Below are 25,182 nucleotides of genomic sequence, written 5' to 3'. Positions count from 1 at the left end.
TCGCTCAAGCGCGTGGGGGTTGCGCGTCGAACTGCTCGCCGGTGACACCGCGGCTGTCGGGCCCCATCAGCCACAGGTAGGTCGGCATGATATCGGCCGGCCGCCGCAGGCTATTGGGATCCTCGCCGGGATAGGCGGTCTTGCGCATCTGGGTACGGGTAGCGCCGGGATTGAGGCTGTTGATACGGATGCCGGGATTGTTGACGAACTCATCCGCCAACACCTGCATGAAGCCTTCGGTGGCGAACTTGGAGACCGCATAAGCGCCCCAGTAGGCACGCCCCTTGCGGCCCACGCTCGACGACGTGAACACCAGCGAGGCATCGTCGCTGCTCAGTAGCAGCGGCATCAGCGCCTGAGTCATCCAGATCGGGCCATTGGCATTGACCTGCATGACCTGCTCCCACAGCGCCGGGTCATACTGCTCGAAAGGCGTCAGGCGCCCCAGCAGGCCGGCATTGTGAAGTACGCCGTCCAGCCGCCCGAACTCTTTGTCGAGGGTCTCCGCCATATCATGAAAATCCTTGAGCGTAGCACCCTCGAAGTTGAGCGGGAATATCGCCGGTTGCGGGCCACCGGCGGCCTCGATCTCGTCATAGACCGCCTCCAGCTTGGCCACGGTGCGGCCCAGCAGGATCACCGTGGCGCCGTGGGCGGCATAGGCCTTGGCGGCCTCGCGGCCGATACCGTCACCGGCACCGGTGATCAGGATCACGCGCCCGGCAAGCAGGTCGGGGCGCGCTTGGTAGTCGATCTTGCAGGACATCGGGGCTCCTCTGGCAACGGCCGTCATAGGCCTGATTGGTTGAGAAATTCGCTGGCCAAGGTCGCGGCATTGCTGTCCGGGTAGGTTTCCATCAGCTCGTCAAGCAGCTCGCGACTGGCATCCGGCTGCCCTTGGCGGGCGCGTAGCAGTGCCAGCTTGTAGAGCGCGTCCGGGACCTTGTTACTGGCAGCATAGTCGTCGATCACGGTCTGGAAGGCACCTGCGGCCTCATCGAGATCCGACTCGGCGGAGTGCAGCTCACCCAGCCAGTAGTAGCCGTTGGCGGCCAGGTCATGGTCGGGATAGTCGGCCACGAAGGCGTTGAAGGCGCTGATCGCTGCCGGGAAATCGCGCGCCTGAACCTGCTGGAAAGCTTGCTGGTAGGCCTCCTGGGCACCGCTGCCGTCACCGCTGGCGGTGGCTACCTGCTGCGCGGCGCCGGCATCGACGCTGGGGCTGCCGCCTACGGTGCCGACTGCCGCCAGGCGCTCCTCGAGGTCGATATAGCGCTCCTGGTTGAGCTGGCGCATCTGCTCGAGCTGGTGGCGCAACTCCTCCAGTTGGCCGCGCAACTGGGAAATCTGACGCTGATTCTCTTCCAACTGGTTGAGCAGCATCAGGCTGCCACCGCTGGGCTCGCGTACTTCGGTCTGTTCATAGAAGCTGCGCGACTGCTGCTGCTGTGCCGAGAGGTCCTCCACGATCGGGGCGGCCCCAACGGACAGCGGGAGCACCAGGGCTCCCGCGCCGCACAGCCTTTTCAGGCTGTGTTTCATGCTTCACTCCACTGGCGAGTGTGGCTCAGTAAGAGAAGACCACACGACGGTTCTGGGCGTAGGAGTCTTCGTTCTGGCCGCGCACGGCGGGACGCTCCTCACCGTAGCTGACCACTTCGAGCTGCGAGGGCGAAACGCCCTGCACGCCCATGAAGCGCTGCACGGAGTTGGCACGCCGCTCGCCGAGCGCCATGTTGTACTCGCGGGTACCGCGCTCGTCGGTATGGCCTTCGAGCACCACACGGGCGTTGGGATTGGCACGCAGGTACTGGGCGTGGGCATTGAGTACCGACTCGAACTCGCTGCGAATGGTGTCACGGTCGAAGTCGAAGTAGATGGTACGCACGCTGGGAATGCCCTGCTGGCTGGCCTGGCTGCTGCCGTTGCCGCCGTTCATACCGGTACCGCTGACCTGGCCACTACCGACACCCTGGCCGGCAGCACCGCTGCCGCTGGTGCCATCCATGGACCCGTCCTGGGTACCGCCGCTGCTGGAACAGCCGGCCACGAAGACGAGTGAAGCGGCCAGCGCCAGACCCTTGGCGTAAGATGAGAATTGCATGTTCAACTCCTTGTAAGAATTGAATGACACTAATGTCGATCAGTTCAAAAATGGTGACCACGCGGGTTCGCGAACGTCACCTCGAGCTGCGGGCAGGCGGAACGCGGCTCTTCCGTCGGCCGACACTGCCCCCAGCACACCGTTGTTACCCTGTTGGGTAGCGAAGATTACCATGCTCCCATTCGGCGCAACACTAGGAGATTCATCCCAGCGTGTATCGGTCAGCGTAGTGAGGCGATTGGACCCAAGATCCTGGCGCGCCACCTGATAACCGTTGTTGCCACGATGAATCAGAAACAGCGACTCCCCGTCCGGCGAATAGCGGCCGCGGGCATTGTAGTTGCCAGTGAAGGTCAGGCGTTCGACCTGCTTGCTGGCGACGTCCATCTGATACAGCTGCGGGCCACCGCTGCGATCCGAGGTGAAGACGATGCTGCGGCCATCCGGCGACCAGCTGGGCTCGGTGTCGATGGAGCTGCTGTCGGTCATGCGCTCGAAGCTGCGCCCGGCGATGTCCATGATGTAGATTTCCGGCTGGCCATCCTTGGACAGCGACATCGCCAGGCGCCGACCGTCGGGTGACCAGGCCGGTGCACCGTTGATGCCCGGGAAGGAGGTGGCGCGCACCCGCTGGCTGGTCGCCAGATCCTGGATATAGATCGCCGGACGTTCGGTCTCGAACGAGACATAGGCCAGCTTGGTGCCGTCCGGCGACCAGGCCGGTGACAGGATCGGCTCGCTGGAGCTGAGGATCTCCTGGCTATTGCGGCCGTCGGCATCGGCGATGAACAGTGCGAAGCGCATGTCGTCGCCGGTACCTTCCGAGGTGACGTAGGCGATACGCGTCGAGAAAGCGCCGCGCAGTCCGGTGATCGCCTCGAAGATCTGATCACTCATGTAGTGAGCGGCACTGCGTAGTTCGTTGCGGTCGCTGGTTACCACCTCGCCGATCATGCGCCGCTGGCCCAGCACATCCATCAGCTCGAACTGGAGTCGGTACTGGCTGCCCTCCTCGCTGGCCCTTCCAACCACCAGATAGTCGGCGTCCACGGCTCGCCAGTCACGATAGGTGACGTCGCTACTGCTGCTGGGCCGTGCAATGAGTGAGTTGCGCGACAGCGGGTCGAACTGACCGCTGCGCTCCAGGTTATCGCTGATCACCTGGGCGACGTCATCGGGCAGGGAGCCGCCGCCCTCAACGGCAAACGGCACGATGGCAATCGGAATCGCGCGGTCGCTGCCGCGGGTGATCTCGATGGTCAGATTGGCCTGGGCCTGGGCGGCAAACAGCACCAGCAAGGCGGCAAGCCAGAGGTTCAGCAAGGCTTTCATCAGCGTACATCCCCGGGTCGGAATCTCAGATTGAACTGACGGAATTGACTCTGTGCGGCCGGCGGCAGCTGGCGCATCTCGCGGAACGGCGAGGCACGCTCAACGGCCTGGATCACCGAGCGATCGAAGGCACCGTCCCCACTACTACTTACAATCCTAGCCCCAATCAGTTCGCCGGTGGGCAATAGATCGAGCTGCAGGGTCGCCTCGAGGCCCGATGCCGAGCCAGCCGGAATGATCCAGGCCTGCTCCACCGCGTTGCGTACCAGGTTCTGGAAGCTATTGGCAGCCTGCTCAGCCTGGCGCGCATTGGCGATCGACTCCTGCTCGCCAGCGATCAGGCTATCGATATCGCTGGCGGCCTCGGCAGCGGCCCGCGCCGCCTCCTGGCGCTGGCGCTCGGCTTCCTGCTCTGCCTGGCGACGAGCTTCCTCCTCGGCCTGGCGCTGACGTTCGGCCTCGGCTTCTTGCTCTGCCTGGCGACGGGCCTCCTCCTCTGCTTGACGCTGGCGTTCGGCCTCGGCTTCCTGCTCTGCCTGACGCTGGCGTTCCGCCTCCTGTTCGGCTTGGCGCTGACGCTCGGCTTCGGCCTCCTGCTCGGCCTGGCGGCGCGCCTCCTCTTCTTGGCGCTGGCGTTCGGCGGCCTCGGCCTCACGCTGCTGTTCGGCCTCGCGGCGCTGCTGTTCCTGGCGCTGACGCTCAGCCTCGGCGGAAGCTTCCTGCTCCTGGCGCAGCTGCGCCTGACGCTCGGCCTCTTCGGCGCGCCGCTGGGCCTCGGCTTCCGCTTCGCGACGCTCCTGCTCACGCGCCTGCTGCTGGGCTTCGCGCTCTGCCTGCTGCTCGGCCTGGCGCTGGGCAGCCTCCGCCTCGGCTTGCTGGCGCTCGGCTGCGGCGGCGGCGTCTGCCTCTGCTGCGGCGGCCTCCTCGTCGGCCTGGCGCTGCGCTGCTCTGGCGCGAGCCTCCTCGGCTCGCAGCGCCTGGTCGGTAGTGGTTTCGGTGCTTACCAGCGTGGCCTGCACCACCGACGACGAAGTTGCCTCCGGCTCGCGGCTGGGCAAGGTGATCACGCTCATCACCACCACCAGTACGTGCAGGCCGACGGCGAGCAGGGTGGGCAGGCCATAGCCTACACGGCTATCGTGTCTGGCCATGAGGTTCCTCAATTCTCACTCGAGGGCGGCTCGGAGATCAGCCCCACATTGGCGACCCCGGCGACCTGCAAGGTACTCATCAGGGTGACCACCTGGCCGTAGGTGACGTTACGATCGCCACGCACCATCACCGGCGTATCCGGGCGGCGGTCGAGAATGATAATGATCTGGTCGGCGATATCGTCGAGCGACACCGCGGTCTCCTCGTCGCCCAGCGAGATATAGTAGTCGCCCTCGCGGTCGACCGAAACGATGATCGGCTCACTGTCTTCGATATCGTCGATCGGTTCGGAGGTGACCTGTGGCAGGTCGACACGCACGCCCTGGGTGAGCATCGGTGCAGTGATCATGAAGATCACCAGCAGCACCAACATGACGTCGATGAACGGCACGACGTTGATCTCAGCCATCGGCTTGCGACTGCCGCCACGGTTGAATGGACCATGCATAGCGGTTCTCCCTCAGCCGGCGTCGCTGTCGCCACGCCCCTGCAGATTGCGGTGCAGGATGGAGTGGAACTCTTCGGCGAAATCTTCGTACTTGCCGAGCAGCTTGCCGGATTCCGATGACAGCCGGTTATAGAAGATCACCGCGGGAATCGCCGCGAACAGGCCCATGGCGGTAGCGATCAGCGCCTCGGCAATCCATGGCGCAACCGTGGCCAGGGTAGCCTGCTGGGCCATCGACAGGCTCTGGAACGAACCCATGATGCCCCACACGGTGCCGAACAGGCCGATATAGGGGCTGGCCGAGGCCACTGTGGCGAGGAATACCAGGTGCAGGTTGAGGCGCTCCTCTTCCCGCGACCAGGCCACGCGCATCGAGCGCTGTACGCCATCGAGGATCGCCTGGGGGCTGCGGGTCTTGGGCAGCAGGCGGTTGAATTCGCGAAAGCCGGCACGAAACACGTGCTCGGCGCCGTTGGTTTCCTGCTCGGAGGGCGTTTCGCGGTACAGCTCGTTGAGATCGACCCCGGACCAGAAGCGCTCCTCGAACGCCAGGTGGGCCCGCTTGGCACGGCGCATCACGAAGGTGCGCTGGAAGATCACGATCCAGGAGGCGATCGAACCCACCGTCAGCAGCAGCATGACCAACTGCACCACGGTGCTGGCGCTCATGATCAGATGGGGAATGGACATGGAGTCGTTCACGGGTATCCTCGTCAGTCTTGCAAGTGTTGACCGCCCAAGGCGGCACGCAGCGGCGCTGGCCACCGCGTCGGTTTGAGGCGAGTCGCATCGATACAGGCGATGTCGACCCAGGCATCGCATAAGGGTTCCCCGCGGCGCGTCACGCGTTGATGAAAGCTCATCCGGCAGGCGCCGTAGCGCTCGACCTGGGCGCTGACCTGCAGCGCATCGTCGAGCCGGGCGGGCTTGGCGTAGCGGCACTCGAGGCGATGTACCACCAGTTGGATATCGGCGTCGAGCAAGCCCTGCTGGGTGAGCCCGAGCTGCCGTAGCCATTCGCTGCGTGCCCGCTCCATGTATTTGAGATAGTTGACGTAGTAGACGATGCCCCCGGCATCGGTGTCCTCGATATAGACCCGCACCGGCCACTGGAAGCCACTCATGCCCCGCGCTCCGGATCGCTGCTCTCGGGCGTCGTCGGCGCGGCCATGCCGAAGTGCTGGTAGGCGTGGCGGGTGACGACCCGGCCGCGGGCGGTACGCATCATGAAGCCCTGCTGGATCAGGTAGGGCTCGATGACATCTTCGATGGTGTCGCGCTCTTCGCCGATCGCCGCGGCCAGCGAGTCGACGCCCACCGGGCCACCCTCGAACTTCTCGATCATCGCCAGCAGCAGGCGACGATCCATATGGTCGAGGCCGTGGCGATCGACGTGGAGCATATTCAGGGCGCTATCGGCAATGGCCGCATCGAGGGTGCCGTCGCCGCGCACCTCGGCAAAATCACGCACCCGTCGCAGCAAGCGGTTGGCGATACGCGGCGTACCGCGGGCGCGCCGCGCGATCTCGGCGGCACCGGGGCGATCCGCCGTGACGCCCAATAGCCGCGCCGAGCGGGTGACGATCTCGGTCAACTCGGAGATGGCGTAGAACTCGAGGCGCTGGACGATCCCGAAACGGTCGCGCAGCGGCGAGGTCAACAGCCCGGCACGCGTCGTCGCCCCTACCAGCGTAAACGGCGGCAGGTCGAGCTTGATCGAGCGTGCCGCGGGCCCCTCGCCGATCACGATATCCAGCTGGAAATCCTCCATGGCCGGATACAGCACTTCCTCGACCACCGGCGACAGGCGGTGGATCTCGTCGATGAACAGCACGTCGCCTGGCTGCAGGTTGGTGAGCATGGCGGCCAGGTCGCCGGCACGCTCGAGCACCGGCCCCGAGGTCGACTTGATGTCGACGCCCATCTCGGTGGCGATGATGTTGGCCAGAGTGGTCTTGCCCAGCCCCGGCGGCCCGAACACCAGGGTGTGATCGAGGCTCTCGTCGCGGCCGCGAGCAGCGCTGATGAAGATCTCCATCTGCTCACGCATCGCCGGCTGGCCGATATAATCGGTCAGCCGCTGAGGACGAATGGCATGATCGATCCGGCTTTCACCAGGCTGGCCATGGGCCGCGATCAGGCGATCACTGTCAATCATGCGCTGCTCTCGTGGCGAGTCATGCGTCCCTCCTTCAGCCTGCCAGCTTGCGGGTCAGGGCGGCCTTGATCAAGGCCTCGGTGGAGAGTCCCTTGTCGAGACCGCTGAGCATCTTGCTGGCCTCGGTGGGCTTGTAGCCCAACGCGACCAGCGCCGCCTCGGCGTCGAGCAGCGGATCGCTGGCGCTTGCCGGTCCGGCTGTCTGCGTCAGTTCATCCAGCGCCGTGCCACCCTGCTGCCAGTGCGGGAAGCGGTCACGCATCTCGATGATCAGCCGCTCGGCGGTCTTCTTGCCGACCCCGGGCAGGCGCGTCAGCGCCTTGGCGTCATCATCCATTACGCAGCGGATGAACTGCTCCTCTTCCATGCCGGAGAGAATCGCCAGGGCCAGCTTGGGACCCACGCCGTTGACCTTGATCAAGGCGCGAAACAGGGCCCGCTCCTGCTCACGGCCGAAGCCGAACAGCAGGTGCGCGTCCTCACGAATGATCAAGTGAGTAAACAGCTGGGCCTGCTCGCCGGTGGCGGGCAGGGCCAGCAGGGTGTTCATCGAGGCTTCGAGTTCGTAACCGACCCCGCCGACATCGAGTACCAGCCAGGGCGGCTGCTTCTCGAGCAGGGTGCCACGCAGGCGTCCAATCATGCACTACATCCTTGAGCTGACTGGCTTGCCACTATACTGGTCGCCGCGACGACTGACCAGCGTCTTCAAACACTGTTTGATAATCCTCCGAATCACGCCCAGGACTAGCCGGGACGGTAGTCGCGCCAGCCCTTTCCGCGCCCCTTGGCGGCGCTGCGACCACCGTAGCTGCCGCGTTGCACCAGGCCCAGCCGCGCATGGGCATGGGTCAGGGCAATCGCCAGTCCATCGGCGGCATCCGCCTGCGGCGTGGCACTGAGGCCGAGTATCGCGGTGACCATATGCTGGACCTGGGACTTGTTGGCAGCCCCGCTGCCGGTGACCGCCTGCTTGATCTGGCGCGGCCCGTATTCGCTAACCGGCAGGCCATGGTTGGCGGCACACACGATGGCCGTACCGCGCGCCTGGCCGAGCTTGAGCGCCGAATCGGCGTTCTTGGCCATGAATACCTGCTCGATGGCGAACTCACCGGGACGGTGCACGGCGATCAGTTCGCTGATACCGGCGTAGACCTGGGCCAGCTTCTGAGCCAGGTCATCGCCCTGGATACGAATGCAGCCGCTGGCCACGTAGCGTGGCTTGGCCAGCGAGACGTCGAGCACGCCGTAGCCGGTAATCCGCGAACCGGGGTCGATGCCGAGAATCAGCATGACGACTGCCCAGACGACATCGGCGCCACGCGGGCGCCGATGAACTGCGGTAGGGACATCGCGGCAATCACTCGCCGGCCGACTCCGGCTTGGCCTTCTGGCGCAGCCGGATATTGAGCTCCTTGAGCTGCTCGGCGCTGACCTCGCCGGGGGCATCGGTCAACAGGCAGGCGGCGCTCTGGGTCTTGGGGAAGGCAATCACCTCACGGATGGTCTTGGCGCCGGTCATCAGCATCACCAGGCGGTCGAGGCCGAAGGCCAGGCCACCGTGGGGCGGTGCGCCGAACTTCAGGGCGTCGAGCAGGAAGCCGAACTTCTCCTCGGCCTCGGCCTCGCCGATCCCCAGCACCTCGAACACCGTGCGCTGCATGGTCTGGTCATGGATACGGATCGAGCCGCCGCCCAGCTCGGTGCCGTTGAGCACCATGTCGTAGGCGCGTGACAGTGCCGTCGCCGGATCGGCCTTGAGCGCCTCGGGGCTGCACGACGGCGCGGTGAACGGATGGTGCAAGGCATGCAGGCGACCTGCGTCGTCGGCCTCGAACATCGGGAAGTCGACCACCCACAGCGGCGCCCAGGCCTGGGTGTAGAGGTCGAGATCCTCGCCCAGCTTGACGCGCAGCGCGCCCAGTGCCTCGTTGACGACCCGCGTCTTGTCGGCGCCGAAGAAGATGATGTCGCCGTCCTGGGCGTCGAGGCGCTCGAGCAGTTGATCGATCACGTTCTCCATGAACTTGACGATCGGCGACTGCAGCCCTTCCAGGCCCTTGGCACGCTCGTTGACCTTGATCCAGGCCAGGCCCTTGGCGCCGTAGATGCCGACGAACTTGGTGTACTCGTCGATGGCCTTGCGCGACAGCTCGGCGCCACCCGGCACCTTGAGCGCCGCCACGCGGCCATCGGCGGCGGACGCCGGGCCGGAGAACACCTTGAAGTCGACCTGGCTCATCAGGTCATCGACGTCGGTGAGTTCCAGCGGAATGCGCAGGTCGGGCTTGTCGGAACCGAAACGCGACATCGCCTCGCTGTAGGGCATGCGCGGGAAGCGCGGCAGTTCGACGTCGAGCACCTCCTGGAACAGCCCGCGAATCATCGCCTCGGTGATACCCATGATGTCGTCCTCTTCGACGAACGAGGCCTCGAGATCGATCTGGGTGAATTCGGGCTGGCGATCGGCGCGCAGGTCCTCGTCGCGGAAGCACTTGGCGATCTGGTAGTAGCGGTCGAAGCCCGACACCATCAGCAACTGCTTGAACAGCTGCGGCGACTGCGGCAGTGCGAAGAAGCTGCCGGCGTGGGTACGGCTCGGCACCAGGTAGTCGCGGGCGCCCTCCGGGGTGGCGCGGGTCAGGATCGGCGTCTCGATGTCCAGGAAGCCCTGGTTCTCGAGGTAGGCGCGAACATTGTGCGAGATCCGCGAGCGCAGGCGCAGCTTGTCGATCATCTCCGGGCGGCGTAGGTCGATGTAGCGGTGCTTGAGACGCACCTCCTCGCCCACCTTGCCGTGCTCGTCGAGCTGGAACGGCGGCGTCACGGCGCTGTTGAGGACCTCGACCTGCTTGGCCAGCACTTCGATCATGCCGGTCGGCATATTGGGATTCTCGGTGCCCTCGGGGCGCGGCCGCACGCGGCCGGTGATGCGCAGCACGTACTCATTGCGGGCGCGATCGGCGGTGGCGAAGGCCGCCTCGGTGTCGGGATCGACCACTACCTGGGCGATGCCGTCGCGGTCGCGCATGTCGAGGAAAATCACCCCGCCGTGGTCGCGGCGACGGTGTACCCAGCCGCACAGGGTGACCTGGTCATCGACCAGGGTCTCGTTGAGCTGGCCGCAATAATGGCTGCGCATGTTACATCCTGTTCTGTTGCATGGATCGAAAGTGTCAGGCACGGCGCCCGGCTCAGGCCGCGGCACCGTCCTTGCTCGAGGTCTTGCTCGACGCCTTGCTGTCGGCGCCGTCGCCGGCCAGGTTCTTCTTGCTGCCGGACTTGAAATCGGTTTCGTACCAGCCGCCACCGGCGAGCCGGAAACCGGCCGCCGAAACCAGGCGGCTCAGCGCCGGCTGTTCACAGCTGGGGCAGTCTGTCAGCGGTGCGGCGCTGATCTTCTGAAGCTTTTCCAGGCGCTGGCCACAGGCCTTGCACTCATATTCGTAGATGGGCATGGTTCTTATCTCTCCGAAAGACCACAATGCGACAAGGTCGTGGCGCACACAGCCGGTGGCAACGCCTGCGACCGAACCGTGATATAGGGCCAGCCGCGCTTATTACAAGACTCACTACGAGGCTAATTACAAGACAAGGGACTTTCCAAGCCTGCCTTGAAAGCCGGATAGTATAGCGTGTTGCGCCCCCTAGCGGGCAAGGCAAGCCGATCTCCTGACCAATGCCGATGAGGAACCGCCATGAAAGCCGTGATCCTGGATGCTGCTACCCTGGGCGAGGATGTCGACCTGGCACCGCTGCGTGAGCAGGTCGACAGTCTCGAGGTGCACGCCATTACCGACCCCGCGCAGCGCCTCGAACGCCTGGCCGGTGCACGCATCGCCATCGTCAACAAGGTAGTGCTGGATGCCGAGCTGCTCGACCAGCTGCCGGCCCTCGAGCTGATCTGCGTGCTCGCCACCGGCACCAATAACATCGATATGGCCGCTGCCGAGCGTCACGGCATCGAGGTGCGCAATGTCACCGCCTACGGCACCGCCAGCGTCGCCCAGCACACCCTGATGCTAATGCTGGCCCTGGCCAATCGGCTACCACTCTACCAACAGGATGTGGCCGCCGGGCGCTGGGGCGAGAGTGCGTTCTTCTGCCTGCTGGGCCATCGTACCCTGCAGCTGTCCGACAAGCGGCTGGTGATCGTCGGCCAGGGTGAGCTCGGCTCGCGGGTCGCCCAGCTCGCCGAGGCCTTCGGCATGCAGGTGGCCTTCGCCGCGCGCCCCGGCAACGAGGCGCAGGATAGCCGCCCCGGGCTGGCCGAACTGGCGCCGACGGCGGATATCGTCAGCCTGCACTGCCCGCTGACCGACGCCACCCGCGGGCTGGTCGATGCCGAGATGCTGGCCCGCATGCGCGACGACGCCCTGCTGATCAACTGTGCCCGCGGTGGCATCGTCGACGAGGCCGCGGCCCTCGCTGCCCTGCGCGCCGGCACCCTCGGCGGTCTCGGCGTCGACTCGCTGCCGGTGGAACCGCCCCGCGACGGCCACCCGCTGATCGACGCCAGCCGCGAGCCGCTCAACCTGATCGTCACCCCGCACAACGCCTGGATCAGCCCCGAGTCGCGGGCCAACGTGGTCAAGCTCACGGTCGACAACTTGCGCGCCTGGCGCGCCGGCAGGACAGCCTGAGCGGCGTTTGCTAGCCTTTCGCGCCTGATCACATACACAAGGAGCCCGCATGCCGCGCCCTGTTCACAACTTCGGTTCGATCAACATCGACCACGTCTACCGCGTGCCGCATCTGGTGCGCCCCGGGGAGACCCTGGCCAGCCGCAGCTTCCAGCAGGTGCTGGGCGGCAAGGGCGCCAACCAGTCGCTGGCCATGGCACGCGCCGGCGGTCGGATCGAGCACTGGGGGCGGCTGGGCCGGGCCGATGCCTGGGCCCTGCAGATCCTTTCCCAGGCCGGGGTCGGTCTCGACGGCACCGGGCTGCACGACGAGCCTAGCGGTCACGCGCTGATTCAGGTCGATGACCAGGGCGAGAACGCCATCATCCTTCACCCCGGCGCCAATCACGGCTTCAGCGAAGCGGCAATCGATGCCCTGCTGGCCCAGACCCGGCCCGGTGACGGCCTACTGCTACAGAACGAGTGCAATGGCCTCGGGCATCTGCTGCGCAGCGCCCAGCGGGCGCAACTCGAGATCGCCTTCAACCCCGCGCCGATGAACGAGGCCGCCGCGGCCCTGCCGCTGAGCGCCTGCCAGTTGCTGTTCGTCAATCGCGGCGAAGCCGCGGCACTCGCCGAGCTGCCCGAGTCGAGCTCGCCACAGCGGCTGCTCGAGGCCCTGGCGAAGCGGCTGCCAACCACCGAGCTGGTGTTGACTCTAGGTGGCGACGGGGTCAGCTACCACAGCCAACGCCAGCAGTTGAAACTGCCGGCACATCGCGTCGAGCCCATCGACACCACCGCCGCCGGCGATACCTTCATCGGCTACTTCATGGCCGCCCGCCAGGCCGGCGAAGACGTCGAGGCCTGCCTGCGGCGCGCCAGTACGGCCTCGGCGCTGTGCGTCCAGCGCGAGGGAGCGGCGCCCAGCATACCGCTGGCCGCCGAGGTCGAGGCGGCCCTCCGCGACTGGCCGGCGCTTATGGGCGCGGCATACTAAGCCACTACACTCACCGTTTTCCATCACAAGGACCCAGCATGACGACTCCGATCATCTTCGATACCGACCCGGGCGTCGACGACGCTCAGGCGATCGCCATTGCCCTCGCCCATCCCGACATCGAGCTGCTGGGGCTAACCACCACCTACGGCAATGTCGACATCGCCACCGCCACCCACAATGCGCTACTGCTCAGTGAGCTGGCCGGCCAGTCGATCCCCGTGGCCCAGGGTGCCGCAGCGCCGCTGGTCAAGCCCAAACACCCGGCACCGGCCCATATCCATGGCGCCAACGGCCTGGGTAACATCGAGCTGCCGGCGGTGAGCGGTCAGCCCGATCCGCGCAGTGCGGCGCAGTTCATCGTCGACACCATCAATGCCCGCCCCGGTGAGGTGACACTGGTGGCGGTGGGTCCGCTGGGCAACCTGGCAGCGGCCCTGCAGCTCGACCCGGGCATCGTCGAGCGGGTCAAGCAGGTGGTGATCATGGGCGGGTCGATTCGCGAAGGCGGCAACGTCACGCCGGTGGCCGAGGCCAATATGTTCAACGACCCCCATGCCGCGTCGCGTGCCCTGACGGCCGGCTGGCCGCTGGTGATGGTGGGGCTCGATGCCACGCACCGCTGCGTGCTCTCCCCTGCCGACATGGACACTATCGCCGCGGGCCAGGGGCGTCTCGGCGAGGTGCTCAAGGGCAGCTATGGCTTCTATCGCGACTTCTACCAGCAGGCGCTGGGCATCGACGGCTGCTGCCCCCACGATAGTTGTGCGCTGGCCTGGCTGATGGCGCCGCAGCTGTTCACCAGCGCCCGCGGCTACCTGACGGTGGTGACCGATGGCGATGCCGAGGGGCAGACGATCTTCGCCCCCGAGGGGCGTGACTTCATCGACGCGCGTTGGGCGCGCACCCCGCCGGTCGAGGTGTGCCTGAACGCCGACGGCCCGGCGGTAGTGAGCTGGATCGTCGACACGCTCAAGTAGTCGTCACAGCGTCTGGAAGGTATCGCGATCACGGTATTCGACGCCTTCCAGCTCGACGTGGGTCACCCGCGCGCCGGGCGGCCCCTTCCACAGCCACTCGATGACCGCATTGACGGCGCTGCTCTCGCCGCACAGCAGCACCTCGACACGGCCGTCCGGCAGGTTCCTGGCATGGCCGGTGACGCCGTGCTGGAGCGCCTGCTCCTGGGTCGAACGGCGATACCAGACGCCCTGCACCTTACCGGCGACCATGGCCTTGACGCAGCATCTGCTCATGGTGCTCTCCTCACTCATCGACTTCATGGCGGACCACCACCGCCGAGTTGCGCGGCACGATAGGCCTGCCCCGGGCCACCAGGTGGCACTTGGTGAAGGCGGCGCCGAACAGCAGGATCAGCGAGCTGTAATAGACCCACAGCAGGATCACCACCACCGAACCGGCCGCCCCATAGGTCGAGGCGGTGGCGGTATAGGCCAGGTAGGCGGCGATACCGTAGCGGCCGAGGGCAAACAGTACCGCAGTCACTGCGGCTCCCACGGCGACATCCTTCCAGCGCAGCACCACGTCCGGCAGTACCTTGAAGATGGTGGCGAACAGCGCGGCGATCATCAACAGCGAGATCAGGAATTCGGCGCTACCCGCCAGCACACCCAACACCGGCAGCAGGTTCTCGGCGTGATTGAGAGCCGCACGCAGGGCTACCCCGAACACCAGCGATACCAGCAGGATAAAGCCGATCGACAGCACCACGGTCAACGACAGCACGCGGTTCTTGAGGAAGATCAGCAGGCTGTTGCCGCTCGGCTTGGCGATCACGTCCCAGATGGTATTGAGCGAGAACTGCATCTGTGCGAATACCGTGGTCGCCCCGACCAGCAGCGCACCAACCCCCAGCAGAGTGGGCAAGAGCCCTGACTCCTCGATGCGCGACTGGGCCACTGCCTGCTCGACCAGCGTGGCGGCGTCATGTCCCATGGTATCCTGCAGTTGAGCAACGATCTGGCCCTGGGCGGCATCTTCACCCAGCACCACACCGATCACGGTGACCGCGATGATCACCGTAGGTGCCAGCGAGAACAGCGTGTAGAACGCCAGCGAGCCAGCGTAGCTGAAGGCATTGCGCTTCAGCCACAGCTGAATGGCGCTGTGAACGATATGCCACCAGTAGAGGGTGTGTTGCTTGATCATGCAGGCTCCCAGGCGTGATTAGGGTTCTCTAAAGCATACGACAGAGAGGCTCTCGCTGCAGACGCACGGTCAACGCCACATTGCAGCCAGCCCAGCGAGCTCGGATAATGCCCCCACTCACCAGCCCACGGAGCCCGCATGGCGTCGCCCCAGCAAGCACGATCCGCGCAGCACGATTACGACTTCGACTGCCTGGTCTTCATCGGTCGCTTCCAGCCCCCCCACCTGGGGCACCTGGCGGTGATTCACCAGGCGCTCAAGCGCGCCCGCCAGGTGATCGTGCTGGTCGGCTCCGCATGGCAGGCGCGCTCGCTGCGCAACCCATGGCGCTTCGATGAGCGCCAGGCGATGCTGCGCGGCTGCTTCGACGAGGAGGATAACCAGCGCCTCGACATCGAACCGCTGCTCGATGCGCTATATAACGACGACGTCTGGGTACGCGACGTACAGCGCAAGGTGCGCGACGTCGCCAGCCCCCAGCACGGCCGCCTGCCGCGCACCGGGTTGATCGGCGCAAGTCGCGGACAATCCAGCTACTACCTGTCGCTGTTCCCGCAATGGGAGTCGGTCAGCGTGCCGCTGGTCGAGGGGATTTCGGCCAGCCAGATCCGTGAGCGGCTGTTCCGTTCGCACTCCTCGGCGGGCGACTACCTTTCCACCGGTGCGGCCCATGACCTGCCGCCCAGCGTGCATGCCGCCCTCGGCACCTTCGCCGACGAAGAACCCTTTCAGCGCCTCATCGAGGAGCAGCAACTTCTCGAACAGTATCGCAGTGCCTGGGCCGAAGCCCCCTATCCGCCGATCTTCGTCACCGTCAATGCGGTGGTGGTGCAATCCGGCCACGTCCTGCTGGTCAAGCGTACCGCGGCGCCGGGCAAGGGACTGCTGGCCCTCCCCGGCGGCTTCATCAATCCCCATGAGCGCCTGCTGGACGCCTGCTTGCGCGAGCTGCGCGAGCGGCTGCGCCTCAAGGTGCCTGAGCCGGTGCTCAAGGGCTCGCTGCGCGGCCAGCGGCTATTCGACGAACCCCACCGCAGCTGGCGCGGCCGGACCCTGGCGGAAGCCTTCTACTTCGCACTGCGCCCGGAGCAGCAGCTGCCCCAGCTCAAGCCGGCCAAGGGCGGCGACCACGCGCGCTGGGTAGCGCTGGCCGACCTCGAGCCCGAGAGCCTGTTCGAGGACCACTTCTTCATCATCCAGAACTTCCTGGGACTGCCCGCCGACTTCGGCGGCAGCTAGGCTTGCAGGAAGTCACGCGGCAACTTCATCATCTGCCGCCAGAGCTTCTCGACCCCGGGTTTGTGGACCAGCGAGCAGCGATACAGACGTATCTCCAGCGGAATGTCCCACTCTTCGCCGCCGGCCCTCACCAACTTGCCGCACTTGAGTTCGTCGCGGATGCAGAAATCGGGGATCCAGGCCATGCCGGCGCCCTGTAGCATCATGCCCTTCAAGCCCTCGGCCATGGCGGTCTCGTAGACCGTGCGCAGGCGCATGCGCAGCGGGTCGTTCTTGAGCAGCATGCGCACGCTGCGTCCCAGAAAAGCGCCCTGGGTGTAGGCGAGGAAGGGCACCGACTCGCTGCCGCCAAGCGGAAAGCGTGCCGCCCCACTGTCATCCGGCAGGCATACCGGCACCATCTTGACCTGACCGATCGAGAACGATGGGAAAACCTCGGCATCGAGCTGCATGCTGGCATAGGGATCGTAGTAGCCGAGCATCAGATCGCAGTTGCCTTCGCGCAGCACATGGATCGCCTCGCCCATGTTCATGGCGATCAAACGCGTCGGCAGCTCACCAGTGCCCTGCTGCAAGCGCGAGATCCACTGCGGATAGAAGGTCAACGCCAGGGAGTGCGCCGCGACGATGTCCAGCGCCTCGTTGGCCATCGATAGGCCGCGCAGGTGGCCCAGGCATTCGCTGAGCTGCTCAACCAGATTGCGCGCGGTGACCAGAAACAGCTGGCCTTCAGGGGTCAAGCCCACGGGAGTGGTCGAACGGTCGACCAGCGTCACCCCTACCGCCTGCTCGAGAGAACGGATGCGGCGGCTGAACGCCGGCTGAGTGACATGGCGCTGACGCGCCGACGCCGAGAAACTGCGCGTATTGGCCAGGGCAACGAAGTCTTCAAGCCATTTGGTTTCGAGGTTCACCGCGACTCCCGTGTCCGACGATCAAGCTTGAATGGCCACCACACGGGCGAGCCGGGATGAAAATCAGCACGTTAGCGTGCAGAATGCAGTTCGACAAGCACGCCGTCGAATCGCTGTAACGATATGCCGCAGCCGGCTACTGAATCGGCGACAGCAGATAGGCCGCGCGCGACACTAGCTTGCGCCACAGCGCGCGGTTGCGTAGCTCGTCGTAGCTGATACGACGGCAGTCGGCGAAGTCCTTTTCCAGCATCAAGCGCACCTCGGCCGCGAAGCGTCGGTCGGGCACGAAGGCAGTGATTTCAAAGTTGAGCCGGAACGAACGGTTGTCGAGATTGATGGTACCCACAGTGGCGCTGTGATCGTCGATCAGCATCACCTTCTGGTGCAGGAAACCCGGCTGATAGCGATACACCTTGACCCCGGCGCGCAGCATATCGGGCAGGAACGAGAACGCCGACAGGAATACCAGCAGGTGGTCGGGGCGCTCGGGAATCATCACGCGCACATCGACACCTCGCATCGCCGCCAGGCGCAGTGCGTCCTGGACGCCCTGGTCGGGCACGAAGTAGGGGCTGGTGACCCACAGCCGCTCCTTGGCACTGTGGATCGCCTGCTGCACCAGCAGGCTGGCGGTTTCCTGCCGATCGGCCGGCCCCGAGGGTACGATCACCACGTTCTGGCACTCATCGCAGGTGCTGTGCGGCATCCAGGTCAGGCTCAGCACCTCGCCGGTGGCCCAGTGCCAGTCCTCCCAGAACGCCTCCTGCAGGCCGAGTACGCTAGGCCCGACCAACTTGAGATGGGTATCGCGCCACGGGCCGTGTTTGCGGTGCTGGCCGAGATATTCGACGCCGACGTTGAAGCCTCCCAGCCACCCCTCACGACCATCGACCACCAGTACCTTGCGGTGATTGCGAAAATTGAGCTGGAAGCGATGACGCACGCCTCGGGATGAGTTGAAGGCACTCACCGCTACCCCGGCGTCATGTAGGTCATTGAGGTAACCTTCACCCAGCTTGCGACTGCCGATCTCATCGTAGAGGAAGTAGACCCTGACGCCGCGCTCGACGGCGCGCTCGAGATGGTCCTTGAACTGCAGCCCCAGGGCATCGTTGCGGACGATGAAGAACTGCACCAGCAGGTACTCCTCGGCGGCATCGATACCGGCGAACAAACTGGCGAAGGTGGCTTCACCGTCGATCAGCAGCTCGGCGCGGTTGCCACTGGTAAGCGGCATCATCGCCAGTTGCTCGACGGCGCGAATCTCACCGATAACGGGGTCGGCCAAGTAGGGCTCTATCTGCTCGCGGTAGCGCGCCAGGACGCGTCGCAGTACCGTGTCGCGCTCGCCGCGGGCCGAAACATAGCCATAGAAACGTGGCCGACCGAAGATCCAGTAAGCGGGCAAAGCAGCATAGGGGAAGGTGATCAGCGAGATGATCCAGGCGATCGCGCCCTGGGAGGTACGGCTCGACATCAGTGCCAGCACCGCCGAGAGAATACCCAGCAGGTGCACCATGAAGATGGCCAGGCCCATCAGCCAGGATGTCATGGACGCTCCCTGATCCGTGAATCGGGTTGCCATCATACCCGTAACGCGCGCAGCCCCGCCAGGGGCGGGGCTGCGACAATATGAGTGGGTGTCAGGCGCGCTCGGCGATGATCTCTTTCCACTTGGCGGGGCCGGTCTGGTGGACCGAGGTGCCGGCGCTGTCCACCGCCACCGTCACCGGCATGTCCTCGACCTCGAACTCGTAGATCGCCTCCATGCCCAGGTCCTCGAAGCCTACTACGCGGGACTTCTTGATGGCCTGGGCCACCAGGTAGGCGGAGCCCCCCACCGCCATCAGGTAGCAGGCCTTGTTGTCGCGGATCGCTTCGATCGCTGTCGGACCTCGCTCGGCCTTGCCGACCATGCCCAGCAGGCCGGTCTCCTCGAGCATGGTGCGCGTGAACTTGTCCATGCGCGTGGCGGTAGTCGGGCCAGCCGGGCCGACTACCTCGTCACGTACCGGATCCACCGGGCCGACGTAATAGATGAAGCGGCCGCGCATGTCCACCGGCAGCGGCTCCCCTTTGCCGATCATCTCGACCATGCGCTTGTGTGCAGCGTCGCGGCCAGTGAGCAGCTTGCCGTTGAGCAGTAGGGTGTCGCCCGGCTGCCAGGACTGGACCTCTTCCGGGGTCACGCTATCGAGATTGACGCGCTTGACGTTGTCGCCCGCCTCGCGGGTGATCTCCGGCCAGTCCTCGAGCTTGGGCGCCGGCAGCGCCGAGGGGCCGGAACCGTCGAGGGTGAAGTGCGCGTGGCGGGTAGCCGCGCAGTTGGGAATGATCGCCACCGGCTTGTTGGCGGCGTGAGTCGGGTAATCCTTGACCTTGATATCGAGCACCGTGGTCAGGCCGCCGAGCCCCTGGGCGCCAATGCCGCTCTTGTTGACGCGATCGAACAGCTCCAGCCTCAGCTCCTCAGCGCGATTCTCGGCGCCACGGGCCTGCAGCGCCTGGATGTCGATGGGGTCGAGTAGCGCCTCCTTGGCGATCTCCATGGCCTTCTCTGCGGTGCCGCCGATGCCGATGCCGAGCATGCCTGGCGGGCACCAGCCGGCGCCCATCTTGGGCAGCTGTTCCATCACCCAGTCGGCCACGCTGTCGGAAGGATTGAGCATGGCGAACTTGGACTTGGCTTCGCTGCCGCCGCCCTTGGCCGCTACATGCACCTCGACCGTGTCGCCGGGCACGATCTTGTGGTGGATGATCGCCGGGGTATTGTCGCCAGTATTCTTGCGGGCGCCGTCAGGATCCGCCAGCACCGAGGCACGCAGTACGTTGTCGGGTAGCTGGTAGGCGCGTCGTACGCCCTCGTTGACCATATCGTCGAGGCTCATCTCGGCGTCCCAGCGCACGTTCATGCCCACGTGCAGGAATACCGTGACGATGCCGGTGTCCTGACAGATCGGCCGATGGCCGAGGGCACACATCCGCGAGTTGATCAGGATCTGGGCGATGGCATCCTTGGCCGCCGGATTCTCCTCCCGCTGATACGCCTCATGCATGGCGTCGATGAAATCCTTGGGATGATAGTAGGAGATGTACTGGAGGGCGTCGGCGACGCTCTGGATCAGGTCATCCTGGCGGATCACGGTCATCAGCGGCTAGCTCCTTGGCTATGGCAAAGGCGCACGGCACAGCGGTCAGGAGGCGGTACCGTGGCAAGGGAACGGTCAAGCGGCGCAGATTATACCCCATTTGGAAACCTTGATCAGGCGCTAGCGCGAAGGGATGAGTTGCCATTCCAGGGGTTCACGAAGATAACGGTATAAACCCTACCTCGCTGTCTACTATTACTGTTGGCAACTTGGCATAGATAACGCTGCCGCCGCGCTGTGTTTCGCGATAAAGGCGCGCCCGACTCAACCCAGCGCCAACAGCCGTTCCTTGTGTTCGTGCAGGCGGTCGCGCAGCCTCGCCGCCTCCTCGAACTCGAGGCTCTGTGCGGCTTCGAACATGGCATCCTCGAGCCGGCTTATCTCGCGGGTCAGGCCCGCGGCATCCAGCGAATCGAGGGAGGCGGCGTAGTCGCCCTGCCCTTCGGCGACCTTGCGCTCGGCCTTGCGCCCCTTGCTCTTGCGCGACCCTGGCGCGGCCGCTGCTTCGAGAATATCGGCCACCGAGCGCGTCACCGTGGTCGGGGTGATGCCGTGCTCCAGGTTGTGAGCAATCTGCTTGTCACGCCGCCGCTCGGTCTCGTCCATGGCGCGGCGCATCGAATCGGTGACCCGGTCACCGTAGAGGATGGCGCGGCCGTTGGCGTTACGTGCAGCACGCCCGATGGTCTGGATCAACGAGCGCTCGTTGCGCAGGAAGCCCTCCTTGTCGGCGTCGAGGATCGCCACCAGCGACACTTCGGGGATATCGAGGCCCTCGCGCAGCAGGTTGATCCCCACCAGCACGTCGAACTTGCCCAGGCGCAGGTCGCGAATGATCTCGACCCGCTCCACGGTATCGATATCGGAGTGCAGGTAGCGCACTCTGACGTCGTGCTCGTCGAGGTACTCGGTGAGGTCCTCTGCCATACGCTTGGTCAGGGTGGTGACCAGTACACGTTCGCCCACCTCGGCACGCAGGCGAATCTCCGATAGCAGGTCGTCGACCTGCGTCGAGGCCGGGCGCACTTCGATGGCTGGATCGACCAGGCCGGTGGGGCGCACCACCTGCTCGACCACCTGGCCGGTATGCTCGGCCTCGTAGGGCCCGGGCGTCGCCGAGATGAAGATGGTCTGTGGTGAGATACGCTCCCACTCCTCGAATTTCATCGGGCGATTATCCAGCGCCGAGGGCAGGCGGAAGCCGTACTCGACCAGGGTTTCCTTGCGCGAGCGGTCGCCCTTGTACATGCCGCCCACCTGGGGAACGCTGACGTGGGATTCGTCGATGAGCAGCAGCGCATCCGCCGGCAGGTAGTCGAAGAAGGTCGGCGGCGGCTCGCCCGGCGCACGCCCGGACAGGTAGCGAGAGTAGTTCTCGATGCCGTTGCAGTAACCCAGCTCGAACATCATCTCGATGTCATACAGCGTACGCTGCTCGAGGCGCTGGGCTTCGACCAGCTTGTCATGCTTGCGCAGCCAGTCGAGCCGCTCGGCCAGCTCGACCTTGATGCTCTCGGCCGCCTCGAGAATGGTCTGGCGCGGGGTCACGTAGTGCGACTTGGGGTAGATGGTCATGCGCGGCACCTTGCCGCGTATCTCGCCGGTGAGCGGGTCGAACAGGCTGATCGAATCGATCTCGTCGTCGAACAGCTCGACCCTCACCGCCTCCTCCTCGGCATCGGCCGGGAAGATATCGATCACGTCGCCGCGCACCCGATAGGTACCACGGCGAAAATCCATGTCATTGCGGGTGTACTGCAGCTCGGCCAGGCGGCGCAGCATCTTGCGCTGGTCGATCAGCTCGCCGCGATTGACGTGCAGGCGCATCTTCAAGTACTGCTCGGGATCGCCGAGGCCGTAGATCGCCGACACCGACACCACGATCAGCGCATCGCGACGCTCGAGCAGCGCCTTGGTCGCCGACAACCGCATCTGCTCGATATGATCGTTGATAGAGGCATCCTTCTCGATGAAGGTGTCCGATGACGGCACATAGGCTTCGGGCTGGTAGTAGTCGTAGTAGGAGACGAAATACTCCACGGCGTTGTCGGGAAAGAACGACTTGAACTCGCCATAGAGCTGCGCTGCCAGGGTCTTGTTGGGTGCCATGACGATGGTAGGTCGCTGCAGCCGCTGAACCACATTGGCCATGGTGAAGGTCTTCCCCGAGCCGGTCACACCGAGCAGCGTCTGGTGGGTCAGCCCCGCATCCAGGCCCCGGACAAGGGCATCGATGGCCTGCGGCTGATCACCGGCCGGCTGGAACTTGGACTGCAGCTCGAATCGCTTCTGCATCTGCTATTTCCCCACCAGATAGATAACGGTATAAATTCGACGTCAGGCCTGCCGGGTGGTGATCTCCACCGTGGCGCTGGTCATCAGACGATGAATCGGGCAGCGGTCGCTGATTTCGGTGAGTCGCGCCAGACGTTCAGGGTCATCGACCCCGTGAAAGGTCAGGGCAACCTCGAGACGATACAGGCCACGCCGCTCGTCACGCTCGTCGCGGCTGACCACCGCCGTCACTCCGCTCAGGGCCCAGCCCTTGCGCTGGGCGTACATCTGCGCGGTAATCGCCTTGCAGGCCCCCAGCGAGAGGTCGAAGTAGTCATGCGGGTCGGGAGCGCTCTCCTCTCCGCCCACGATGCGCGGCGCGTCTACATAGAGGTCGTCGAAGCCCTCGAGTTCCACTCGCTGGCGCAGCGTGCCGGCTTGCTGACTGATTACGGTAATCGGCATCAGCGCACCTTGACCTTGAGCGGCGCCAGCGCCTCGATGAGCGCTTCGCGGCGCACGCGGCCGTCCACGTCGGCGCCATGGCGACCGACTTCGGCGCTGTCGACGCCGTCGACCATCATCAACGCCGTGGTGATGCGGTTGATCAACTCGGCGTCGTCGACGCCCTCGAAGGTTAGCGATATCTGCGCCATGTCGCGCTCCCTACAATCGTCACGATAAGCCTGCCAGTTTAGCATGCTGCGGCCGCGACACGCCTTGAATCGCCACTCAGTGCCCCCATTGGAGTACCATGCGTGGCATTCAGCCGCGCCCGTTATGCCACCCTTCCGGAGTCGTCATGCTTGACTGGAGTCGTCACCAAGGCGCCGCCCCCTGCGGCCCTCAGCGCGTCACCTTCGCGCCCGATGTCGCCAACGCCCTGCCCCCCGAGCAGACTGCCATCGCTCCACTGGTGCATCTCGGGGTGCTGGAGATACACGGCCAGGGTGCGGTGCGCTTCCTGCAGGGCCAGACCAGCGCCCAGGCCGAGCTCGCCGATGGCCGCGGCGCACCGCTGACCTGTTTCTGCACCGCCAAGGGGCGCATGCTCGCCAACGCCCAGCTACTGCGCATCGATGCCGAGCGCCTGTGGCTGATCATGCCCGTCGAGCGAATTGCTCCACTGCAGGCACACCTGGGCAAGTTCGCGCCCTTCTATCAGGTCACGCTCAGCGCCCGCGACGACCTGGCGCTGGTCGGCGTCATGGGCAGCGATGCCGCGGCACTCTGCGAGACCGAGAGCGGCCTGACAGTGCCTCACCCCTGGCAGCAGGCAGGCGATGCCACTGTGCTGCTGCTCAACCATCCGGGGCCGGTACCGCGGCGGCTGCTGATCGCCTCACAGGAGGTCATGACGGCGCACTGGCAGCGGCTCGCCGCCAAGGCAACCCCGGTGGGCAACGCCCAGTGGTGCCTGCTGGACATCCAGGCCGGTCTGGCATGGGTCGGTGACGCCCACCAGGACGCCTATCTGCCGCAGATGTTCAACTGGGAGGCACTCGGCGGCATCAGCTTCAAGAAGGGCTGCTATACCGGCCAGGAGGTAGTAGCCAGGGCGCACTTCCGCGGCCAGGTCAAGAAGCGCCTGTCGCGCCTGCAGTGCGAAGGGGATGCGCTGCCGACGCCCGGCGACGGCGTGGAAGATGCCAACGGCAAGCGCCAGGGAGATGTGATCGCCGCCGAGTTCGACGCGCATGGGCGGATCGAGCTGCTGGCCGTGCTCAGCACCCGTGAGTTGGCCGAGCCACTGGCGGTCGCGGGCCGGCACTGCACGCGACAGGAGCTGCCCTACGCACTGGAACGCCTCGACCCCGAGGCGCTATTCGCGGCGTCCTGAGGCCGCGCTGCCAGTAGCGAATAGCCGCTGCGCGGTAGCGCTGCTGGCCGCGGCCACCCGTGCGACATCCTGGCCTCTCAGCGCCGCTACCTGCCGGCACACCTCGGCGACACGTAGCGGCTCGTTGCGCTGGCCCTGGTGGCCGGCCAGCGGCATATCGGGACTGTCCGTCTCCAGCACATAGCCATCATCGGGTAGCGCGGCGACGGCACGTTGCAGGCGCTTGGCTCGCGGATGGGTGAGCGCTCCACCCAGCCCGACCACGAAGCCGAGTTCGATAAAGGCCTGGGCCTGCTCGGGGGAACCGGCAAAGCCGTGAATCAGCCCGCCGTGAGGCGAAGCCAGCTGACGCAGCCGCTTAGCGAGCCGGTCGTTGGCGCGCACGCAGTGGATCACCAGCGGCAGCCCATGGCGCTTGGCCAGGCGTACTTGCGCATCGAACAGCTGCCACTGAGCATCCCAGCTCTCGCTGAAACGCGCGTCGATACCGCATTCGCCCACCGCCACCACCTGGGGGTTGGCCGCCAGCGCGTCGTCGAGGGCCTGCAGGTCATCGTCGCCATGCTGGTCGATAAAATAGGGGTGCAGCCCCAGGCACACCGTGACATCGTCGCGGCGCCCCAGCGCCAGCACGTCCGGCCAGCGGGCGCGGATGGTGCCCGGCACCACGAAGCCCTCGACGCCCGCCGCCTTGGCCCGCGCGATGACCGCCTCGCGGTCGGCATCGAAGTCGGGGAAATCGAGATGGCAGTGGGCGTCGATCAACATAGGCTGTACC

The 25,182-nt window shown here is 65.4% G+C and carries 27 protein-coding genes; 5 read left to right on the top strand and 22 right to left on the bottom strand.

The genetic code is table 11. The annotated features are described in order from the left end of the window. Positions 1-4: 4 nt before the first annotated feature. The 13 genes from CK498_RS02610 to CK498_RS02550 all read right to left on the bottom strand — a co-directional run bounded on the left by CK498_RS02610 (position 5) and on the right by CK498_RS02550 (position 10,652). Entirely contained in the window at positions 5-766 is a 762-nt protein-coding gene (locus CK498_RS02610) for a YciK family oxidoreductase (RefSeq protein ID WP_095619292.1), read from the bottom strand. 23 nt (positions 767-789) lie between these two features. Beyond that, positions 790-1,542: a tol-pal system protein YbgF gene (gene ybgF, locus CK498_RS02605; protein WP_095619291.1), complete on the bottom strand. Its 753-nt coding sequence runs from the start codon at positions 1,540-1,542 to the stop codon at positions 790-792. 25 nt (positions 1,543-1,567) lie between these two features. After that, positions 1,568-2,104: a peptidoglycan-associated lipoprotein Pal gene (gene pal, locus CK498_RS02600; RefSeq protein ID WP_095619290.1), complete on the bottom strand. Its 537-nt coding sequence runs from the start codon at positions 2,102-2,104 to the stop codon at positions 1,568-1,570. 39 nt (positions 2,105-2,143) lie between these two features. Continuing rightward, entirely contained in the window at positions 2,144-3,436 is a 1,293-nt protein-coding gene (gene tolB / locus CK498_RS02595) for a Tol-Pal system beta propeller repeat protein TolB (RefSeq protein ID WP_095619289.1), read from the bottom strand. Next, the gene (gene tolA, locus CK498_RS02590; RefSeq protein ID WP_095619288.1) at positions 3,436-4,587 is read right to left on the bottom strand and encodes a cell envelope integrity protein TolA; all 1,152 of its coding nucleotides are present in this window, start codon (positions 4,585-4,587) and stop codon (positions 3,436-3,438) included. The genes tolB and tolA overlap by 1 nt, the downstream gene beginning before the upstream one ends. 8 nt (positions 4,588-4,595) lie before the next feature. Further along, a complete protein-coding gene (tolR, locus tag CK498_RS02585; RefSeq protein WP_095619287.1) occupies positions 4,596-5,036 on the bottom strand; it encodes a protein TolR in 441 nt (146 codons plus the stop codon). Positions 5,037-5,048: 12 nt separating this feature from the next. Next, positions 5,049-5,726 (bottom strand): protein TolQ, encoded by a 678-nt coding sequence (gene tolQ, locus CK498_RS02580; RefSeq protein WP_407645829.1) that lies wholly within the window; start codon positions 5,724-5,726, stop codon positions 5,049-5,051. Positions 5,727-5,749: 23 nt separating this feature from the next. Next, positions 5,750-6,160, bottom strand: coding sequence for a tol-pal system-associated acyl-CoA thioesterase (gene ybgC, locus CK498_RS02575; RefSeq protein ID WP_095619285.1), 411 nt, complete (start codon positions 6,158-6,160; stop codon positions 5,750-5,752). Beyond that, the gene (ruvB, locus tag CK498_RS02570; RefSeq protein WP_095619284.1) at positions 6,157-7,194 is read right to left on the bottom strand and encodes a Holliday junction branch migration DNA helicase RuvB; all 1,038 of its coding nucleotides are present in this window, start codon (positions 7,192-7,194) and stop codon (positions 6,157-6,159) included. Before ruvB ends, ybgC begins: the two co-directional genes overlap by 4 nt. Positions 7,195-7,228: 34 nt before the next feature. Beyond that, positions 7,229-7,837 (bottom strand): Holliday junction branch migration protein RuvA, encoded by a 609-nt coding sequence (ruvA, locus tag CK498_RS02565; RefSeq protein WP_095619283.1) that lies wholly within the window; start codon positions 7,835-7,837, stop codon positions 7,229-7,231. A gap of 104 nt (positions 7,838-7,941) precedes the next feature. After that, entirely contained in the window at positions 7,942-8,487 is a 546-nt protein-coding gene (gene ruvC, locus CK498_RS02560) for a crossover junction endodeoxyribonuclease RuvC (RefSeq protein WP_095619282.1), read from the bottom strand. Between the two features lie 67 nt (positions 8,488-8,554). Continuing rightward, the gene (gene aspS, locus CK498_RS02555; RefSeq protein ID WP_095619281.1) at positions 8,555-10,336 is read right to left on the bottom strand and encodes an aspartate--tRNA ligase; all 1,782 of its coding nucleotides are present in this window, start codon (positions 10,334-10,336) and stop codon (positions 8,555-8,557) included. Positions 10,337-10,388: 52 nt separating this feature from the next. Continuing rightward, a complete protein-coding gene (locus CK498_RS02550) occupies positions 10,389-10,652 on the bottom strand; it encodes an FmdB family zinc ribbon protein (protein ID WP_089656751.1) in 264 nt (87 codons plus the stop codon). 240 nt (positions 10,653-10,892) lie between these two features. On the opposite strand from CK498_RS02550, the gene CK498_RS02545 reads away from it, so the two are divergent. Genes CK498_RS02545 through CK498_RS02535 form a run of 3 tightly spaced genes read left to right on the top strand, consistent with a single transcriptional unit; the run spans position 10,893 to position 13,796 of the window. Next, entirely contained in the window at positions 10,893-11,837 is a 945-nt protein-coding gene (locus tag CK498_RS02545; protein WP_095619280.1) for a D-2-hydroxyacid dehydrogenase, read from the top strand. Between the two features lie 49 nt (positions 11,838-11,886). Further along, complete coding sequence (locus tag CK498_RS02540) at positions 11,887-12,816, top strand: ribokinase (protein WP_095619279.1); 930 nt, start codon at positions 11,887-11,889, stop codon at positions 12,814-12,816. 38 nt (positions 12,817-12,854) lie between these two features. Continuing rightward, positions 12,855-13,796 (top strand): nucleoside hydrolase, encoded by a 942-nt coding sequence (locus CK498_RS02535; protein ID WP_095619278.1) that lies wholly within the window; start codon positions 12,855-12,857, stop codon positions 13,794-13,796. Between the two features lie 3 nt (positions 13,797-13,799). Here the strand turns inward: CK498_RS02535 and CK498_RS02530 are convergent, their stop codons facing one another. Together CK498_RS02530 and CK498_RS02525 are read right to left on the bottom strand one after the other, a co-directional pair. Further along, a complete protein-coding gene (locus tag CK498_RS02530; protein WP_095619277.1) occupies positions 13,800-14,072 on the bottom strand; it encodes an acylphosphatase in 273 nt (90 codons plus the stop codon). Between the two features lie 10 nt (positions 14,073-14,082). Further along, on the bottom strand, positions 14,083-14,985 hold the full coding sequence (locus CK498_RS02525; protein WP_095619276.1) for a YihY/virulence factor BrkB family protein: 903 nt from the start codon (positions 14,983-14,985) through the stop codon (positions 14,083-14,085). Positions 14,986-15,123: 138 nt separating this feature from the next. Between CK498_RS02525 and CK498_RS02520 the strand changes: the two genes are divergently transcribed. After that, positions 15,124-16,224 carry a bifunctional nicotinamide-nucleotide adenylyltransferase/Nudix hydroxylase gene (locus tag CK498_RS02520; protein WP_095619275.1) on the top strand — a complete coding sequence of 367 codons (1,101 nt, stop codon included), beginning with the start codon at positions 15,124-15,126 and terminating at the stop codon, positions 16,222-16,224. Here CK498_RS02520 and CK498_RS02515 read toward each other — a convergent pair. The 6 genes from CK498_RS02515 to CK498_RS02490 all read right to left on the bottom strand — a co-directional run bounded on the left by CK498_RS02515 (position 16,221) and on the right by CK498_RS02490 (position 23,220). Beyond that, entirely contained in the window at positions 16,221-17,138 is a 918-nt protein-coding gene (locus tag CK498_RS02515) for a LysR substrate-binding domain-containing protein (protein ID WP_095619274.1), read from the bottom strand. The two genes, CK498_RS02520 and CK498_RS02515, sit on opposite strands and share 4 nt — an antisense overlap. A 136-nt stretch (positions 17,139-17,274) precedes the next feature. After that, complete coding sequence (cls, locus tag CK498_RS02510; protein WP_095619273.1) at positions 17,275-18,693, bottom strand: cardiolipin synthase; 1,419 nt, start codon at positions 18,691-18,693, stop codon at positions 17,275-17,277. Between the two features lie 91 nt (positions 18,694-18,784). Further along, positions 18,785-20,290, bottom strand: a complete 1,506-nt coding sequence (locus CK498_RS02505; protein WP_095619272.1) for a fumarate hydratase — start codon at positions 20,288-20,290, stop codon at positions 18,785-18,787. A 264-nt stretch (positions 20,291-20,554) separates the two neighbouring features. Next, positions 20,555-22,585, bottom strand: coding sequence for an excinuclease ABC subunit UvrB (uvrB, locus tag CK498_RS02500; RefSeq protein ID WP_095619271.1), 2,031 nt, complete (start codon positions 22,583-22,585; stop codon positions 20,555-20,557). 42 nt (positions 22,586-22,627) lie between these two features. Beyond that, complete coding sequence (locus tag CK498_RS02495) at positions 22,628-23,029, bottom strand: OsmC family protein (protein WP_095619270.1); 402 nt, start codon at positions 23,027-23,029, stop codon at positions 22,628-22,630. Next, on the bottom strand, positions 23,029-23,220 hold the full coding sequence (locus tag CK498_RS02490; RefSeq protein ID WP_095619269.1) for a hypothetical protein: 192 nt from the start codon (positions 23,218-23,220) through the stop codon (positions 23,029-23,031). The genes CK498_RS02495 and CK498_RS02490 overlap by 1 nt, the downstream gene beginning before the upstream one ends. A gap of 146 nt (positions 23,221-23,366) precedes the next feature. On the opposite strand from CK498_RS02490, the gene ygfZ reads away from it, so the two are divergent. Beyond that, positions 23,367-24,404 (top strand): CAF17-like 4Fe-4S cluster assembly/insertion protein YgfZ, encoded by a 1,038-nt coding sequence (gene ygfZ / locus CK498_RS02485; protein ID WP_095619268.1) that lies wholly within the window; start codon positions 23,367-23,369, stop codon positions 24,402-24,404. Here ygfZ and CK498_RS02480 read toward each other — a convergent pair. Beyond that, positions 24,387-25,172, bottom strand: coding sequence for a TatD family hydrolase (locus CK498_RS02480; RefSeq protein WP_095619267.1), 786 nt, complete (start codon positions 25,170-25,172; stop codon positions 24,387-24,389). The two genes, ygfZ and CK498_RS02480, sit on opposite strands and share 18 nt — an antisense overlap. Between the last annotated feature and the right edge of the window lie 10 nt (positions 25,173-25,182).

The sequence above is a fragment of the Halomonas salipaludis genome (assembly GCF_002286975.1).
GTDB classification, from domain to species: Bacteria; Pseudomonadota; Gammaproteobacteria; order Pseudomonadales; family Halomonadaceae; genus Franzmannia; species Franzmannia salipaludis.
Note: the sequence above shows the minus strand (reverse complement) of the source record. Positions and strands in the feature narration are given on the sequence as shown.

Excerpts from the sequence above, each read along its gene's own strand:
- CK498_RS02550 (WP_089656751.1), bottom strand. The coding sequence starts at position 10,652 with ATGCCCATCTACGAATATGAGTGCAAGGCCTGTGGCCAGCGCCTGGAA.
- pal (WP_095619290.1), bottom strand. The coding sequence starts at position 2,104 with ATGCAATTCTCATCTTACGCCAAGGGTCTGGCGCTGGCCGCTTCACTC.
- tolR (WP_095619287.1), bottom strand. The coding sequence starts at position 5,036 with ATGCATGGTCCATTCAACCGTGGCGGCAGTCGCAAGCCGATGGCTGAG.
- CK498_RS02525 (WP_095619276.1), bottom strand. The coding sequence starts at position 14,985 with ATGATCAAGCAACACACCCTCTACTGGTGGCATATCGTTCACAGCGCC.
- tolA (WP_095619288.1), bottom strand. The coding sequence starts at position 4,587 with ATGGCCAGACACGATAGCCGTGTAGGCTATGGCCTGCCCACCCTGCTC.
- CK498_RS02530 (WP_095619277.1), bottom strand. The coding sequence starts at position 14,072 with ATGAGCAGATGCTGCGTCAAGGCCATGGTCGCCGGTAAGGTGCAGGGC.
- ybgC (WP_095619285.1), bottom strand. The coding sequence starts at position 6,160 with ATGAGTGGCTTCCAGTGGCCGGTGCGGGTCTATATCGAGGACACCGAT.
- tolQ (WP_407645829.1), bottom strand. The coding sequence starts at position 5,726 with ATGTCCATTCCCCATCTGATCATGAGCGCCAGCACCGTGGTGCAGTTG.
- CK498_RS02505 (WP_095619272.1), bottom strand. The coding sequence starts at position 20,290 with ATGACCGTGATCCGCCAGGATGACCTGATCCAGAGCGTCGCCGACGCC.
- ruvB (WP_095619284.1), bottom strand. The coding sequence starts at position 7,194 with ATGATTGACAGTGATCGCCTGATCGCGGCCCATGGCCAGCCTGGTGAA.
- CK498_RS02495 (WP_095619270.1), bottom strand. The coding sequence starts at position 23,029 with ATGCCGATTACCGTAATCAGTCAGCAAGCCGGCACGCTGCGCCAGCGA.
- aspS (WP_095619281.1), bottom strand. The coding sequence starts at position 10,336 with ATGCGCAGCCATTATTGCGGCCAGCTCAACGAGACCCTGGTCGATGAC.
- uvrB (WP_095619271.1), bottom strand. The coding sequence starts at position 22,585 with ATGCAGAAGCGATTCGAGCTGCAGTCCAAGTTCCAGCCGGCCGGTGAT.
- CK498_RS02540 (WP_095619279.1), top strand. The coding sequence starts at position 11,887 with ATGCCGCGCCCTGTTCACAACTTCGGTTCGATCAACATCGACCACGTC.
- CK498_RS02545 (WP_095619280.1), top strand. The coding sequence starts at position 10,893 with ATGAAAGCCGTGATCCTGGATGCTGCTACCCTGGGCGAGGATGTCGAC.
- CK498_RS02490 (WP_095619269.1), bottom strand. The coding sequence starts at position 23,220 with ATGGCGCAGATATCGCTAACCTTCGAGGGCGTCGACGACGCCGAGTTG.
- CK498_RS02520 (WP_095619275.1), top strand. The coding sequence starts at position 15,124 with ATGGCGTCGCCCCAGCAAGCACGATCCGCGCAGCACGATTACGACTTC.
- CK498_RS02480 (WP_095619267.1), bottom strand. The coding sequence starts at position 25,172 with ATGTTGATCGACGCCCACTGCCATCTCGATTTCCCCGACTTCGATGCC.
- CK498_RS02535 (WP_095619278.1), top strand. The coding sequence starts at position 12,855 with ATGACGACTCCGATCATCTTCGATACCGACCCGGGCGTCGACGACGCT.
- ruvC (WP_095619282.1), bottom strand. The coding sequence starts at position 8,487 with ATGCTGATTCTCGGCATCGACCCCGGTTCGCGGATTACCGGCTACGGC.
- ruvA (WP_095619283.1), bottom strand. The coding sequence starts at position 7,837 with ATGATTGGACGCCTGCGTGGCACCCTGCTCGAGAAGCAGCCGCCCTGG.
- cls (WP_095619273.1), bottom strand. The coding sequence starts at position 18,693 with ATGACATCCTGGCTGATGGGCCTGGCCATCTTCATGGTGCACCTGCTG.
- CK498_RS02610 (WP_095619292.1), bottom strand. The coding sequence starts at position 766 with ATGTCCTGCAAGATCGACTACCAAGCGCGCCCCGACCTGCTTGCCGGG.
- ybgF (WP_095619291.1), bottom strand. The coding sequence starts at position 1,542 with ATGAAACACAGCCTGAAAAGGCTGTGCGGCGCGGGAGCCCTGGTGCTC.
- ygfZ (WP_095619268.1), top strand. The coding sequence starts at position 23,367 with ATGCTTGACTGGAGTCGTCACCAAGGCGCCGCCCCCTGCGGCCCTCAG.
- tolB (WP_095619289.1), bottom strand. The coding sequence starts at position 3,436 with ATGAAAGCCTTGCTGAACCTCTGGCTTGCCGCCTTGCTGGTGCTGTTT.